The following is a 13,631-nucleotide window of genomic DNA, read 5'->3' as shown; positions in this document are numbered from 1 at the left end:
GGACGCGGGACCGGCGAGGCCCGTAGTGTCTTCTGCGTCCAGAAGTTAGACGGTCGAACAGATGCGGCGGTCGGTGCCGCGTCGTGTCCGCCACCGAGGAGGCGCCATGGGTGAAGCGAGGACGGGCGGCGAGGCCGCGCTCTCCGGGGTGACCGCCGAGCTGGACGCCGCGCTCCGACATGCCGCGGCCCAGGCACCCGGATCCGCCGCCTTCGCCGAGCTGCTCGACTCGCTCCACGTCCATGTGGGCGCCGGCAAGCTCATCCGCCCCCGTCTCGTCGAGCTCGGCTGGCGCCTGGCGACCGCCGACCCGGTCCCTCCGTCCGGCCGCGCTGCCGTCGACCGACTCGGGGCCGCCTTCGAACTGCTGCACACCGCGCTGCTCGTCCACGACGACGTCATCGATCGGGACGTGCTGCGGCGCGGCCAGCCCGCCGTGCACGCCTCCGCCCGGCACCGCCTCGAGGCCCGCGGGGTGCCCGCCGCGGACGCCGCCCACGCCGGGGTCGCCGTCGCCCTCATCGCGGGGGACGTCCTGCTCACCCAGGCGTTCCGGCTCGCCGCCACCTGTGCCGCCGACACCGCCCGGGCCGCCGAGGCCGCCGCCGTCGTCTTCGACGCCGCCGCCGTGACCGCGGCCGGCGAGCTCGAAGACGTGCTCCTGGGGCTGTCCCGCCACACCGGTGAGGAGCCCGATCCCGACCGCATCCTCGCCATGCAACGGCTCAAGACGGCGCACTACACGGTCGGCGCGCCCCTGCGCGCCGGCGCCCTCCTGGCCGGGGCGGATCCCGACCTCGCCCGGGCGATGGGCGAGGCCGGCGCCGACCTCGGCGCCGCCTACCAGGTGATCGACGACGTCCTCGGCGTGTTCGGCGATCCCGGGGAGACCGGCAAGTCCGCCGACGGCGACCTGCGCGAGGGCAAGGCCACCGTGCTCACCGCCCACGGCCGCCGCATCCCCGCCGTCCGCGCCCTGCTCGACGCGGGCCCGGCCACCCCCGCGGACATCGAGGCCGCCCGCCGCGCCCTCGAGGCGGCCGGTGCCCGGGAGCACGCCCTCGACGTCGCCGCCGAGCTCACCGTCCGCGCCCGCGAGCGCATCGCGGCCCTGCCCCTGGACGAGACGGTCCGGGCGGAGTTCGCCGACGCCTGCCACGCCGTGCTGACCCGGAGGTCCTGAGATGGCCGCGCCCACCCCGAGCCCTGCCGCGCTGTACACGCGGACGGCCCACGCCGCAGCGGCCCAGGTGATCCGCCGCTACTCCACGTCCTTCTCCTGGGCCTGCCGCACCCTGCCCCGGCAGGCACGCCAGGACGTGGCCACGATCTACGCCATGGTCCGCGTCGCCGACGAGGTGGTCGACGGCGTCGTGGTGGCCGCCGGGCTCGACGAGGCCGGGGTCCGCGCCGCCCTGGACGACTACGAGCGGGCGTGTGAGGCCGCGATGGCGTCGGGCTTCGCCACCGACCCGGTCCTGCACGCCTTCGCCGACGTGGCCCGTCGCCACGGCATCACCCCGGAGCTGACCCGTCCCTTCTTCGCCTCCATGCGCGCGGACCTGGGGATCCGCGAGCACGGCGCCGAGTCGCTGGACGCCTACATCCACGGCTCGGCCGAGGTGGTGGGGCTGATGTGCCTGCAGGTCTTCCTCTCCCTCCCCGGCACGCGGGCCCGGACCCCGGGCCAGCGGCAGGAGCTGCGCGCGCAGGCCTCCCGGCTGGGGGCGGCGTTCCAGAAGGTCAACTTCCTCAGGGACCTGGCCGCGGACCACCACGAGCTGGGCCGCACCTACCTGCCCGGTGCCGCACCGGGCGTGCTCACCGAGGCCCGCAAGGCCGAGCTCGTGGCCGAGGTCCGCGCCGACCTCGACGCCGCCCTGCCCGGCATCCGTGTCCTGGACCCCGGGGCCGGGCGCGCCGTGGCCCTGGCGCACGGACTGTTCGCGGCCCTGGTGGACCGGATCGAGGCGACCCCGGCGGCCGAGCTGGCCCACCGCCGTGTCCGGGTGCCGGACCATCAGAAGGCCCGGATCGCCGCCCGCGTCCTGGCACGGGGCCGCCGGGGAGGCCGCCGATGAGCGCCCGGGACACCGCTCTCGGCCCGCGCACCGTGGTGGTGGGCGGCGGGTTCGCCGGACTGGCCACGGCGGGCCTGTTGGCCCGCGACGGGCACCGGGTGACGCTGCTGGAGCGCGGCGCCGTCTTGGGCGGCCGTGCCGGACGCTGGTCTGAGGCGGGGTTCACCTTCGATACCGGGCCCTCCTGGTACCTGATGCCCGAGGTGATCGACCGCTGGTTCCGCCTCATGGGGACCTCCGCCGCCGAACGGCTGGACCTGCGCCGTCTGGACCCCGGCTACCGGGTGTACTTCGAGGGGCACCTCCACGAGCCCCCCGTGGACGTGCGCACCGGCCACGCGGAGACGCTGTTCGAGTCCCTCGAGCCCGGCGCCGGGCGCCGGCTGCGGGCCTACCTCGACTCCGCGTCCCGGATCTACGGGCTCGCCAAGGAGCACTTCCTCTACACGGACTTCCGCCGGCCGGCCGCCCTGGCCCACCCGGACGTCCTGCGCGCCCTGCCGGCCCTCGGGCCCCAGCTGCTGGGGGGCCTGCGCTCCCACGTGGCGGCCCGCTTCCAGGATCCCCGGCTGCGCCAGATCCTGGGCTACCCGGCGGTCTTCCTCGGCACGTCCCCCGACCGTGCCCCCGCCATGTACCACCTGATGTCCCATCTGGACCTCGCCGACGGCGTGCAGTACCCCCTCGGCGGGTTCGCGGCCCTCGTGGACGCCATGGCGGAGGTCGTGCGCGAGGCCGGCGTGGAGATCCGCACCGGGGTCGAGGCGACCGCCGTCGAGGTGGTGGACCGTCCCGCCCCCGCCGGCCGCCTCGGACGCCTGGCCGCCCGCCTGCCCAGGCCGGGAGCAGCCCGCGGGGACGAGGGCCGACGTCGCCGCCCGGGCCAGGTGACCGGCGTCGCCTGGCGGTCCGACGACGGCGCCGCGGGACGCCTCGACGCCGATGTGGTGGTGGCCGCCGCGGACCTGCACCACGTGCAGACCCGTCTGCTGCCTCCCGGCCGGCGCGTCGCGGAGTCCACGTGGGACCGGCGCGACCCCGGTCCCTCCGGCGTGCTCGTGTGCGTGGGGGTGCGCGGATCCCTGCCCCAGCTGGCCCATCACACCCTGCTGTTCACGGCGGACTGGGAGGACAACTTCGGGCGCATCGAGCGGGGAGAGGACCTCGCCGCGGATACGTCGATCTACGTCTCGCGCACCTCCGCCACGGACCCGGGGGTGGCCCCGGAGGGCGACGAGAACCTGTTCATCCTCGTCCCGGCCCCCGCCGAGCCGGGGTGGGGGCGCGGCGGCATCCGGGTCCGTGACGGCCAGGGCTGGCGGGTGGACCGCACCGGGGACGCCCAGGTGGAGGCCGTGGCGGACCGGGCCCTCGATCAGCTGGCCCGCTGGGCCGGGATCCCCGACCTGGCCGAGCGCATCGTGGTGCGGCGCACCTACGGGCCCGGTGACTTCGCCGCGGACGTGCACGCCTGGCGGGGCTCGCTGCTGGGCCCCGGGCACACGCTGGCGCAGTCGGCCATGTTCCGCCCCTCGGTGCGGGACGCGGACGTGGCCGGCCTGATGTACGCGGGCTCCTCGGTGCGCCCGGGCATCGGGGTGCCCATGTGCCTGATCTCCGCCGAAGTGGTCCGGGACGAACTGCGCCACGACGCGCGCAGGGCCCGGCCCGCGGGCCCCGGGGGGAGCGGCACATGATCCGCACCCTCTTCTGGGCGTCCCGGCCGGTCAGCTGGGTGAACACGGCCTACCCGTTCGCCGCCGCCGCGATCCTGACCGGGGGGCTGCCCGCGTGGCTGGTGGTCCTGGGCGTCGTGTTCTTCCTGGTGCCCTACAACCTGGCCATGTACGGCATCAATGACGTGTTCGACTTCGCCTCGGACCTGCGCAACCCCCGCAAGGGGGGCGTGGAGGGCTCCGTGCTGGGCGACCCCGCGGTGCGCCGCCGGGTGCTGGCGTGGTCGGTGCTGCTGCCCGTGCCGTTCGTGGCCGTGCTCGCGGGCTGGTCCGCCATGCGGGGCGAGTGGGCCGCCGTGCTGGTGCTGGCAGTGAGCCTGTTCGCGGTGGTGGCGTACTCCTGGGCCGGGCTGCGGTTCAAGGAGCGGCCCTTCCTGGACGCTGCGACCTCCGCCACCCACTTCGTCTCCCCCGCGGTCTACGGCCTCGTGCTGGCCGGGGCGACCCCCACGCCCGCCCTGGCGGCGCTGCTGGGGGCCTTCTTCCTGTGGGGCATGGCCTCGCAGATGTTCGGGGCGGTGCAGGACGTGGTGCCGGACCGGGAGGGGGGCCTGGCCTCGGTGGCTACCGTGCTGGGCGCCCGGCGCACCGTCCTGCTCGCCGCCGGCCTGTACGCGGCGGCGGGCCTGCTGCTGCTGGCCACCGACCCGCCGGGCCCGCTCGCGGCGCTGCTGGCCGTGCCCTACGTGGTGAACACCCTGCGCTTCCGCCGCATCACGGACGCCACCTCGGGCGCGGCCCACCGCGGCTGGCAGCTGTTCCTCCCCCTGAACTACGTGACCGGCTTCCTCGTGACCCTGCTGCTGATCGGGTGGGCGCTGACCCGGGGGGCGGCGGCATGATCTACCTGCTGGCCCTGCTGGGTGTCATCGGCTGCATGCTGCTGGTGGACCGGCGCTTCGAGCTGTTCCTGTGGCATCGCCCGCTCCCGGCGCTGCTGGTGCTGGCCGCCGGGGTGGCCTACTTCGTCGCCTGGGACCTGTGGGGGATCGCCGAAGGCGTGTTCCTGCACCGGCAGTCGCCCTACATGACCGGGGTGATGCTCGCCCCCCAGCTGCCCCTGGAGGAGGGGTTCTTCCTGCTCTTCCTCAGCCAGATCACGATGGTGCTGTTCACCGGGGCGCTGCGCCTGCTGCGCGGCCGGGGACGCGACGCCCGTGCCGCGACGCCGGCCGATCCGACCGACGGGGGCAGCCGGTGACCTTCCTCGACCTCGTCCTCGTCTTCGTGGGCTTCGCCCTGGCCGTGCTCGTGGGCGCCGCCCTCGTCGGCCGCGTGCGGGGCGAGCACCTGCGGGCCGTGGCGGCCACCCTGGTGGCCCTGTGGGCCCTCACGGCGGTCTTCGACAACGTGATGATCGCCGCGGGGCTCTTCGACTACGGCCATGAGCTGCTGGTGGGTGCCTACGTGGGCCAGGCGCCCGTGGAGGACTTCGCCTACCCGCTCGGCTCCGCCCTGCTGCTGCCGGCGCTCTGGCTGCTGCTGACGAGCCGTGGTCGTGCCGGTCGGCGCGGCCCTCGGCCGGGACGCCGCCCCCACCCGGACGATCGCTGACATGCTGCCGCTGATCCCCGCAGACCTGTTGCGCGCGCTCGGCCTGATCCTCGTCCCGGTCGCGGCGGTGCACGCCGGATGGCCGTCCGCGGCGGCGATGCTGCTCGTGTTCGGCTCCCAGTGGCTCACCCGCTGGCTCGCCCCGGGCGGCGCCCTGGACTGGGCCGCGCAGGCGGTCCTGCTGCTGGCCGGGTGGCTGAGCGTCATCGGCCTCTACCCGCGGGTGCCGTGGCTGGACCTGCTCGTGCACGCCGCCGCCTCCGCCGTGGTCGCCTGTCTGACGGCACTGGTGGTGGGGGCATGGCTCCGGCGTCGGGGGACCGAGGCCGGGCAGGCCGTGGCCCTGCTCGGCCCGGGCCTGGCCGGGCTGGGGATCGCGGCCGCCGCCGTGGCCCTGGGCGTGGTGTGGGAGCTGGCCGAATGGTGGGGGCACACGGCGGTGACCCCCGAGATCGGTGTGGGCTACACGGACACCATCGGCGACCTCGCCGCCGATCTCGTCGGCGCCGGGATCGGCGCCGCCCTCGCCGTGCGCCGGGAGCGCATCCGGTGACCCCGGCCCGCCCCACGGTCTCCGTGGTCGTCCCGGTGCTCGACGACGCCGAGCACCTGCGCGTGTGTCTCGCCCTGCTGGCCGCCCAGAGCCGGCCGGCGCTGGAGGTGGTGGTGGTGGACAACGGCTGCGTGGACGACTCGGCGGTGCTCGCCCGCGCCGCCGGCGCGCGGGTGGTGCGCGAGCCGCGCCGCGGGGTCCCGGCCGCGGCGGCCGCCGGCCTGGACGCCGCGGTCGGGGAGCTGCTGGCGCGCTGCGACGCCGACACGCGGATGCCCGCGGACTGGCTCGAACGGATCGTGGCCCGGTTCGACGCCGACCCCGGGCTCGACGCCCTCACCGGGCCGGGGACCTTCCACGACCAGCCCGGCCTCCGGGGACGGGTGCGGGCGGCGCTCTACACCGGCGCGTACCGCTGGGGGGCGGGCGCCGCGGTGGCGGCCACCCCCGTCTGGGGCTCCAACTGCGCCCTGCGCGCCGAGGCGTGGCAGGCTGTGCGGACCCGCGTCCACCGCGAGCGCGGGGACGTGCACGATGACCTGGACCTGTCCTTCCAGCTGGCCTTGGCCGGCCGCCGGATCCGGTTCGATCCGGACCTGCGGGTGGAGGTCGCCGGGCGCATCTTCCACTCCCTGCGCCAGCGGGTGCGGCAGGGCCGGATGGCGGTCACCACCCTGCAGGTCAACTGGGCCCGGCTGTCCCCCGGGCGGCGGTGGCTGCGCCGGGCGGCCCGGTCACGCCCCCGGCCCCACTGGGGGCGTGGCCCCGACGGTCAGTCCCGCGACTGAGCGCCGCCGGCGCCGCGGGCTCGCCTGTCCAACGGGTTGCGACGCAGGGGCAGCCGGTCCACCAGCGGCCGCAGCAGGCCGCGGGTGCGGGGACGCTCGCCGCCGTCGTGCCGGCGCCTGGCCTCGGCCAGGATGTTCGCGGCCATCTCCGGGAACACCACGGCGTGGAAGGGCAGGATGGCGGTCCAGTAGGCGCGTCCGAGCAGGCCGTCCGGCATGAAGACCGCCCGCTGGCGGTAGACGGAGCCTCCGCCCTCCCGCGGCTCGGTGCTCAGCTGCAGCCAGGCCCGCCCGCCGGCCTTCATCTCCGCCCGCAGGGTCAGCCGCCGCCCCGGCTCCACGTCCTCCACCCGCCACCAGTCCACGGCGTCGCCGCGTCGCAGGTGGTTCGGGTCCCGCCGGCCGCGGGTCAGGCCGGGCCCGCCGGCCAACTTGTCCATCAGCCCGCGGATCTTCCACAGCAGCGGGGTGGAATACCAACCGTTGGCGCCGCCCACCGACTCGATCACCGGCCACACCTCCTGCGCGGGCAGGTCGGACTCGCGCTCGCGCTCGTCCGTGTAGACCGTGGTGCCGGCCCACTCGGGATCCGAGGGCAGGGAGGCGGCCGGGTCCGCGGAGCTCTGGAGGTCCGCGTCGAAGGTGACGTCCAGGGGACCCTCCTTCTCCCGCTTCAGCGCCAGCCGCACGGCGTCCATGTAGGAGGTCAGCCCGCCCGGCGGGTCCGGGATGAGGTCGCGGACCGAGCGGTCCTCCACGACCGCCTCCTCGGCGAGGGATGCGGCCAGGGGCAGGGCCACCGCGACCGGGATGGGGGTCACCATGCCGATCCAGAAGCCCGCCAGGGTCTTCAAGGGCAACGGGGTGGGGATCACGATGCGTCGGGACAGGCCGGCGGCCTTGGCGTAGTCCACCAGCACGCTCGCGAACGACTGGGGGTGTCCGTTGCCGATCTGGGCCCTCAGCTGCACGGGCTCCGGGAGGGCGCAGGCCTGCAGGAGGTAGTACAGGACGTCGCGGATGGCCAGCGGCTCCACCCGGTTCCTCAGCCAGGACGGGCCGGGCATCACGGGCAGCCGCTCGGCGAGATGGCGGATCATCTCGAACGAGGTGGAGCCCGAGCCGATGATCACCCCGGCCTCGAACGTCAGCGCCGGGGTCGCCGCCCGCTCGAGACGCTCGGCCACGAGGGCGCGGGAGCGCATGTGGTCGGACAGCTCCGCGACGGGGACCGTGTCCGGGTGCAGGCCGGAGAGATAGACGAGCTGGGCCACGCCGGCCGTGTCCGCGGCGGTGCCCACGATGTCCGCGATCCGCTGCTCCTGGGCCACGAAGTCGCCGCCCCCGCCCATGGAGTGCACGAGGTAGAGCACGGTGTGCACGTCCTGCATGGCGGCTTCCACGAGGTCCACCTCGGTGAGGTCGAGCTCCACCGCCTCGATGCTGTCCGACCACGGTCGGTCCGCGAGGTCGGAGGGGTTCCGGGCGCCGGCCCGGACGTCGAAGCCGGCGGCGAGCAGCTCGGGGATGAGGCGCCCGCCCACGTACCCGGTGGCACCGGTGACGAGGACGCGACGGCCCCGGCCGTCCGGCAGGGACAGGCCGAGGGGGGAGGTGTGGGACGCCGGCGTGGCACCGGCGGGGACGGGGGAGGGCTGTGTGGACGCCATGGGCGCACTCTAGGGTCCGGGGCGGGTCGGGCTGAAGGTCTCAGGTGTGCGGGCCCGGGAACGGGGTGGTCGGCACGCCGCCGGGCCGGTGTCGGTCGGAGCGGGCCCGGCACGGTCCGTGAAAGACTGCTCGCTATGGCCACTGCAGATTCCGGAGACGTCCTGCCGCACCTGCGCACCGAGGCCATCCGCGCCGTCGTCGGGCCCACCAGTGCGGACCGCGGCTTCGCCGTGGCCGCGTCGGGTGCCGTGGGGCGCCTGCGCTATGACGCCGCCACCGGCCGTCTGAGCGCCTCCGTCCAGGGCACCGCGCCCAGCCCCTACCGGGTGCAGGTGCAGCTGCAGGAGGCCTACGACGACGCCGCCGAGGACGGCGCCGGCGCCCTCATGGAGCCGGTGGGCGGGCGCTGCACGTGCCCGGTCGGGACGGACTGCAAGCACGTGGCCGCCGCGCTCTACCAGGTGGTCCGCCTCGACGCCGACCAGGCCCTCGACGACGCCCGCCGCAAGCTCGCCGAGATGGTCACCACGGCGGACGCGCTGCCCGCGCCCGCCGGCCGGGGCCACGACGGCGGCGGCCCGGCCGGCCTCGACGCCCCGGCCGCGGACGGGGCGGCACCCCCACCCCCTGCCGGCCTGGACTGGCGACGGGTCATGGAGCCGCTGGCCGGACTCCACGGCCCGCGCCGGGTGGGCACGCCGCCCGCGCTGGCGATCGGCGTGGAGCTCGTGGCCGAGTCCTCCCGCAACGCGTTCCAGCAGTGGGGCCCGGCGACCGCCGGGGAGGAGCAGGTGCGCGAGGGCCGCCCGCTGTACGTGACCGTGCGCCCGCTCAAGCGCGGGGCCAAGGGGACGTGGATCAAGGGCGGGCTGACGTGGAAGGCGTTCCAGTTCCCGCGCGCCGAGTTCGCCCCCGCCCAGGAGCGGGCGATGCGCCTGATCTGGCGTCAGGTCCAGGCCGAGGACTCCTACCCGGGCGACGCCTGGTTCGGTCTGCACGTCTTCGACTCCCCGCGGATCTGGCAGCTGCTCGCGGAGGCCCGCGAGGTCGGGGTGGAGCTCGTGCCGCTGGGGCTGCTGACGGACGTGGTGCTGGAGGCGCCCGTCGCCGTCGGGCTGGACGTCACCGCCGCCCCCGACGGCGGTCTGGACGTGGCCCCGTCCCTGGACCCGGCCCCGCCCGGCCCCGGGCTGAGCGGTGTGCACGCCGTGGGCGGCATCGGCTTCTACCGCGTGGAGCTCACGGACGAGGAGGCCGTGCTCCACCTGATCCCCGCCGCACGCCCCGTCCCCGAGGCCGTGCAGCAGCTCGTGCTCGCCGGCGGGCCCGTGCGCGTGCCCGCCGCGGACCGCGAGGAGTTCCTCGGCCGGATCTACCCGCGGCTGCGTGGCGCCCTGCCCGTGACCAGCGGCGACGCCTCCGTGGAGCTGCCCGAGTTCGAGCCGCCCGTGCTGCGGCTGCGCGCCGACTTCCGACCCGGCCACGAGCTCGTGCTGCGCTGGTCCTGGCTCTACTTCGACCCGCCCCGCGAACTCGGTCTCGACGCCGGCGGCGACCCCCTGCGGGACACCCGGCACGAGGACGCGGTGCTGCGCGCCGTGGCCGAGCTCTGGCCGCGCGCCGGCCGTGCGGAGGAGCAGGTCCTCGAGGGCGTGGGCGCCGCCCGGTTCTCCGAGCAGGTGCTGCCGCTGCTGCAGCGCGCCGACCACGTGCGCGTGGACGTCACCGGCGACCGCCCCGACTACCGCGAGCTGAAGGCCGCCCCGCGCATCGAGGTCGGCACGAAGGCCACGCAGAACGACTGGTTCGACCTGGGCGTGCAGGTCTCCGTGGACGGGCACGTGCTGCCGTTCGTGGAGCTGTTCACCGCGCTCGTGCAGGGCAGGACCACGCTGATCCTCTCGGACGGCTCCTACCTGGGCCTCGATCACCCCGCCTTCGACCGGCTGCGCGCCCTGCTCTCCGAGGCCGCCACCCTGCAGGAGTGGACCCCGGAGCACACCCCCGTCTCACGGCACCAGGTCGGCTTCTGGGAGGACCTCAAGGAGCTCGCGGACGAGGTGGACGAGGACCCGGAGTGGACCGCCGCCGTCGGGCGTCTGGCCGCCGTCGAGCGCCTCCCCGAGGCCCCGCGCCCCGCCGGCCTGAAGGCCGACCTGCGCCCCTACCAGGAGGAGGGCCTGCGCTGGCTCGCGTTCCTGTGGGAGCAGGACCTCGGCGGGATCCTGGCCGACGACATGGGCCTGGGCAAGACCGTCCAGACCCTCGCGCTCTTCGCCCACGCACGCCAGGCCCGGCCCGAGCGGCCGCCGTTCCTCGTGGTCGCGCCGAGCTCCGTGGTGTCCGTGTGGGCGGCCGAGGCCGAGAAGTTCACCCCGGACCTCGACGTGCGCGTCCTGGACACCACCACCCGCAAGCGCGGCACCGCCGTGGCGGACGAGGTGGCGGGGGCGGACGTGGTGGTCACCAGCTACACGCTCCTGAGGATCGACGCCGGCCAGTACGGCGGACTCGATTGGGGCGGGGTGGTCTTCGACGAGGCCCAGTTCCTGAAGAACCGCGCCGCGAAGGTGCACACGGTGGCCCGCGACCTGCGCGCCCCCTTCCGGCTGGCCATCACCGGCACGCCGATGGAGAACTCCCTCAGCGACCTGTGGGCGCTGCTGGGCGTCGTCGTGCCGGGCCTGTTCCCGAGCCACCGCCGGTTCCGCGAGACCTACGTGACCCCCATCGAGACCGGGGAGGACCCCGAGCGGATGGCGGCCCTGCGCCGCCGCGTGCGCCCGTTCATGCTGCGCCGCTCCAAGGAGCTCGTGGCGAAGGACCTGCCGCCCAAGCAGGAGCAGATCCTCCAGGTGGAGCTCGAGCCGGCCCACCGCAAGCTCTACGACCGCGTGCTCCAGCGCGAGCGCCGCAAGGTGTTGGGGCTGCTCGGGGACATGGACGGCAACCGGTTCACCATCTTCACGTCGCTCACGCTGCTGCGGATGCTGGCGCTGGCGCCGCAGATCGTGGACGACCAGTACGCCTCCGTGCCCAGCTCCAAGCTCGAGCGGTTCCTCGACGACCTCACCGAGGTGATCGGCGAGGGGCACCGCGTGATCGTGTTCAGCCAGTTCACGAGCTTCCTGCGGGTGATCGCCGAGGAGCTGGACCACCTGGAGATCGAGCACGCGTACCTCGACGGCTCGACGCGCGGGCGCGCCGACGTGATCCGCGGCTTCCGCGAGGGCGAGGCGCCGGTGTTCCTGATCTCCCTGAAGGCGGGCGGCTTCGGCCTGACCCTGACCGAGGCGGACTACGTGTTCCTCATGGATCCGTGGTGGAACCCCGCCGCGGAGGCGCAGGCCGTGGACCGGGCGCACCGGATCGGGCAGGAGCGGACCGTGATGGTCTACCGGCTCGTGTCCGAGGGGACGATCGAGGAGAAGGTGCTCGAGCTGCAGCGGCGCAAGGCCGAGCTGTTCGGCGCGCTCATGGACGAGTCCGACGACTCCGGCGCCGGCGCCTTCACCGACTCCCTCACCGCCGAGGACATCCGGGAGCTGCTCGGCGCCGAGGAGTGAGGGCCGCGCGAGGCGGGCCGGACGTTTTCGTTCACGAAACGGCGGCGTGTCGCGACGTTTTCGTTGATGAAACGGCGTCCCGCCCGCCCGTTTCGTCAACGAAAGTCGTCCCCGGGGCGCCGTTTCCCGAACGAAAGCGGGGGGTAGCCTCGGGCCATGCGTCGCCCGTCCCGTTCCAGCACCACCACCCCCACCTTCGTGCCGTCCGCCCGGTCGCAGGTGCCGCCGTTCACGGTGATGAGCATCCTTGGCCGGGTCGCCGCACTGCGCGCCGCCGGCCACGACGTCGTCAGCCTGTGCGCGGGGGAGCCGGGCGGGGGCGCCCCGCCCGCCGTCGACGCCGCGGCCGCCGCCGTCCACGCCTCCGGCCGTGCCCTCACCTACACCCCGGCGCTGGGCCTGCCGGAGCTGCGGGCCGCCGTCGCCGGCCACTACCGCCGCTGGTACGGGCTCGACGTGCGCCCCGAGCAGGTCGCGATCACCACGGGCTCCTCGGGGGCGTTCATGCTCGGCTTCCTCGCGGCGTTCCCCCCGGGGGACCGCGTGCTCCTGCCGCGCCCCGGCTATCCGGCGTACCGCAACATCCTCACGGCGCTCGGGGTGGAGGTGGTGGACGTGGACGTCGACGCCGGCACCCGCTACCAGCCCACGGTCGCCCACCTGGAGGCGGCGCTCGCGGAGGGCCCGGTCGCGGGGCTCGTGCTCGCCTCCCCGGCCAATCCCACGGGCACGATGGTCAGCGCCGCCGAGCTCGCCGAACTCGCCCGCTGGTGCGAGGAACGCGGTGTGCGGCTCGTCTCGGACGAGATCTACCACGGCATCGTGCACACGGACGGGGAGGGGCTCGGCGCCTGCGCATGGCGCACCTCCCGCACCGCGCTCGTGGTCAGCTCGTTCTCCAAGTACTGGGGCATGCCCGGCTGGCGGCTGGGCTGGATGCTCATGCCGGACGACCTCGCCGCCGCGGTCGACGGCCTCGCCGGCTCGGTCGCCCTCTGCCCGCCCGCCGCGGCCCAGGAGGCGGCCGTCCACGCGTTCAGCGAGGAGTCCTACGCGTTCTGTGCCGAGCAGGCCGGCGGCTTCACGGCGACGCGCGGCGTAGTGCTGGCCGCCCTGCCCCGGCTCGGCTGGGCCGACGCCGCCCCCGCCGACGGCGCCTTCTACCTCTGGGCCCGTCTCGCCCCGGGCATGCTGGCGGAGTTCGGCAGCGCCGTCGGCTACTGCGCCGCCCTGCTGGAGGAGGCCGGCGTCGCGCTGACCCCCGGCGACGACTTCGACGCCGTCCACGGGCCCGAGTCCGTCCGGCTCTCCTTCGCCGCCGGCCCGGACGCCGTCCACGAGGCGCTCGAGCGGATCGCCGCCTGGCATGCGGCGCGCGGCCTGGCCTGACGGGCTCCGCCACTCGCCGCACCGCCCGACGCCTCAGCCGCCCGACCGGCGTGTCCGTGACGGCCCGGTCGCCGAGCAGTCGGGCGCGGTAGATCAGCGGGTTGTGGCTGACCAGCACCCGCGCATTGCGCCCATGCCGGTCCAGCCCGCGTGTGCGCAGGGTCGCGGAGGCCCCGCCCACCTCGAACAGGCGGGTCGCCGCGCGCTCGAGGGCGTCACGTGCCGGTTCCCGCGACGGGGGCGCGCCGTCGGCGCCGCCGGGATGACGGGGTGAGGTCCACCGCAGTATTGCG

General features: G+C 75.4%; 11 protein-coding genes and 1 pseudogene. 10 read left to right on the top strand and 2 right to left on the bottom strand.

Features of this window, described 5'->3' with window-relative positions; genetic code table 11:
- The first annotated feature begins 106 nt into the window (after positions 1 to 106).
- The 8 genes from AC0VX2_RS10855 to crtX are packed head-to-tail and all read left to right on the top strand — an operon-like array spanning position 107 to position 6,712.
- On the top strand, positions 107 to 1,183 hold the full coding sequence (locus AC0VX2_RS10855) for a polyprenyl synthetase family protein (RefSeq protein ID WP_010079993.1): 1,077 nt from the start codon (positions 107 to 109) through the stop codon (positions 1,181 to 1,183).
- A 1-nt stretch (position 1,184) separates the two neighbouring features.
- Positions 1,185 to 2,081, top strand: coding sequence for a phytoene/squalene synthase family protein (locus tag AC0VX2_RS10850; protein WP_020626538.1), 897 nt, complete (start codon positions 1,185 to 1,187; stop codon positions 2,079 to 2,081).
- Positions 2,078 to 3,778 carry a phytoene desaturase family protein gene (gene crtI / locus AC0VX2_RS10845; RefSeq protein ID WP_020626539.1) on the top strand — a complete coding sequence of 567 codons (1,701 nt, stop codon included), beginning with the start codon at positions 2,078 to 2,080 and terminating at the stop codon, positions 3,776 to 3,778. The genes AC0VX2_RS10850 and crtI overlap by 4 nt, the downstream gene beginning before the upstream one ends.
- Entirely contained in the window at positions 3,775 to 4,659 is an 885-nt protein-coding gene (locus AC0VX2_RS10840) for a prenyltransferase (protein ID WP_020626540.1), read from the top strand. Before crtI ends, AC0VX2_RS10840 begins: the two co-directional genes overlap by 4 nt.
- Positions 4,629 to 5,018 (top strand): C50 carotenoid gamma-cyclase subunit alpha CrtYg, encoded by a 390-nt coding sequence (gene crtYg, locus AC0VX2_RS10835; protein WP_020626541.1) that lies wholly within the window; start codon positions 4,629 to 4,631, stop codon positions 5,016 to 5,018. Before AC0VX2_RS10840 ends, crtYg begins: the two co-directional genes overlap by 31 nt.
- Positions 5,015 to 5,371, top strand: coding sequence for a C50 carotenoid gamma-cyclase subunit beta CrtYh (gene crtYh, locus AC0VX2_RS10830; RefSeq protein WP_020626542.1), 357 nt, complete (start codon positions 5,015 to 5,017; stop codon positions 5,369 to 5,371). Before crtYg ends, crtYh begins: the two co-directional genes overlap by 4 nt.
- A 1-nt stretch (position 5,372) precedes the next feature.
- Positions 5,373 to 5,924, top strand: a complete 552-nt coding sequence (locus AC0VX2_RS10825) for a DUF2238 domain-containing protein (RefSeq protein ID WP_169577817.1) — start codon at positions 5,373 to 5,375, stop codon at positions 5,922 to 5,924.
- Entirely contained in the window at positions 5,921 to 6,712 is a 792-nt protein-coding gene (gene crtX, locus AC0VX2_RS10820) for a C50 carotenoid glucosyltransferase CrtX (protein ID WP_020626544.1), read from the top strand. The genes AC0VX2_RS10825 and crtX overlap by 4 nt, the downstream gene beginning before the upstream one ends.
- On the opposite strand, the gene AC0VX2_RS10815 is transcribed toward crtX, so the two are convergent.
- Complete coding sequence (locus AC0VX2_RS10815) at positions 6,697 to 8,382, bottom strand: SDR family oxidoreductase (protein WP_020626545.1); 1,686 nt, start codon at positions 8,380 to 8,382, stop codon at positions 6,697 to 6,699. The genes crtX and AC0VX2_RS10815 overlap by 16 nt on opposite strands.
- A 135-nt stretch (positions 8,383 to 8,517) precedes the next feature.
- Here AC0VX2_RS10815 and AC0VX2_RS10810 point away from each other — a divergent pair, with 135 nt between their 5' ends.
- A complete protein-coding gene (locus tag AC0VX2_RS10810; protein ID WP_020626546.1) occupies positions 8,518 to 11,949 on the top strand; it encodes a DEAD/DEAH box helicase in 3,432 nt (1,143 codons plus the stop codon).
- Positions 11,950 to 12,105: 156 nt separating this feature from the next.
- Entirely contained in the window at positions 12,106 to 13,338 is a 1,233-nt protein-coding gene (locus AC0VX2_RS10805; RefSeq protein ID WP_134416922.1) for an aminotransferase class I/II-fold pyridoxal phosphate-dependent enzyme, read from the top strand.
- Positions 13,339 to 13,381: 43 nt separating this feature from the next.
- Here AC0VX2_RS10805 and AC0VX2_RS10800 read toward each other — a convergent pair.
- Positions 13,382 to 13,552: pseudogene (locus AC0VX2_RS10800) on the bottom strand (acyl-CoA dehydrogenase family protein); the annotation flags it as partial.
- Positions 13,553 to 13,631 lie beyond the last annotated feature (79 nt).

The organism is Micrococcus sp. iso_239 (genome assembly GCF_056173395.1).
Note: the sequence above shows the minus strand (reverse complement) of the source record. Positions and strands in the feature narration are given on the sequence as shown.

Coding starts and splice junctions, on each gene's coding strand:
- crtI (WP_020626539.1), top strand. CDS start 2,078: ATGAGCGCCCGGGACACCGCTCTCGGCCCGCGCACCGTGGTGGTGGGC.
- AC0VX2_RS10810 (WP_020626546.1), top strand. CDS start 8,518: ATGGCCACTGCAGATTCCGGAGACGTCCTGCCGCACCTGCGCACCGAG.
- AC0VX2_RS10805 (WP_134416922.1), top strand. CDS start 12,106: ATGCGTCGCCCGTCCCGTTCCAGCACCACCACCCCCACCTTCGTGCCG.
- AC0VX2_RS10825 (WP_169577817.1), top strand. CDS start 5,373: ATGCTGCCGCTGATCCCCGCAGACCTGTTGCGCGCGCTCGGCCTGATC.
- AC0VX2_RS10815 (WP_020626545.1), bottom strand. CDS start 8,382: ATGGCGTCCACACAGCCCTCCCCCGTCCCCGCCGGTGCCACGCCGGCG.
- AC0VX2_RS10855 (WP_010079993.1), top strand. CDS start 107: ATGGGTGAAGCGAGGACGGGCGGCGAGGCCGCGCTCTCCGGGGTGACC.
- AC0VX2_RS10850 (WP_020626538.1), top strand. CDS start 1,185: ATGGCCGCGCCCACCCCGAGCCCTGCCGCGCTGTACACGCGGACGGCC.
- AC0VX2_RS10840 (WP_020626540.1), top strand. CDS start 3,775: ATGATCCGCACCCTCTTCTGGGCGTCCCGGCCGGTCAGCTGGGTGAAC.